Origin of the sequence: Amycolatopsis thailandensis (genome assembly GCF_002234405.1) — a bacterium.
Lineage (GTDB): Bacteria > Actinomycetota > Actinomycetes > Mycobacteriales > Pseudonocardiaceae > Amycolatopsis > Amycolatopsis thailandensis.
The window spans coordinates 1-738 of the sequence record NZ_NMQT01000314.1 but is presented as its reverse complement, the minus strand read 5'-3'; the positions used below and the strand labels follow the sequence as shown (position 1 = coordinate 738).

Sequence of the window (738 nt, the reverse complement as noted above, 5' to 3'; positions counted from 1 at the left end):
ATTTCGTAGAAAGTGTGCCGATGCGGGAATGCCGCCCGCGACATCGGCCCGATGGTGTCGAACGTTCCGACCGTGAACGGCAGGGCGTCCGGCGCGCGGACCTCCAGCCGATGAAGTGGCAATTCCCCCGCCTTCGGTTCGAGGCAAGGAGTCCTGGGCAACACCGTCGTTCCGCGCATGGACCGGTCCCTTTCACCACACTGGGGAATGAAAAGTCTAGACCAATGTTTCGGCGCTGACTGCCAACGGAAGTCGCATCTCGCCGCCGGGTACAGTCGTGATCATCGACGCACGTCCGAAGGGTCACCGAGCGATGTCTCCAGTCACGTCGCGCGGCCGGGCCTGGTGGCCGGTCGGCGCGTTCGCCGCCCTGGCGCTGGCGTGCCTCGTGGCCTGGGCGACGACGGGCGATTCCCACAGCGACCTCGAGATCTACCGCTTCGGTGTCGACACACTGTGGAACGGCGGCGACCTCTACGGCGCGCTGCCGCTGTCGGACGCCGGCATCCCGCTGCTGTTCATCTACCCGCCGTTCGCCGCCCTGGTGCTCACCCCGCTGGCACTGGTGCCGTGGACCGGCTCCGTACTCCTGCTGTTCGCGCTCGGCCTGGCCGCGCTGGGGGTGACCTTCTACGCGATCGCCCGCACGCTGTGGCCGTCCGCGGACCGGCGGAAAGCGCTGCTCGTCGCGTCGCTGGCGATCACCCCGGCGCTCTTCCTCGAACCGGTCCGCCAGAC

The 738-nt window shown here is 68.2% G+C and carries 1 protein-coding gene; it reads left to right on the top strand.

Translation table 11 applies throughout. From position 1 onward, the window contains the following. Positions 1-313 precede the first annotated feature (313 nt). A partial coding sequence (locus tag CFP71_RS42550; RefSeq protein ID WP_244200052.1) for a glycosyltransferase 87 family protein occupies positions 314-738 on the top strand: 425 nt, incomplete at its 3' end.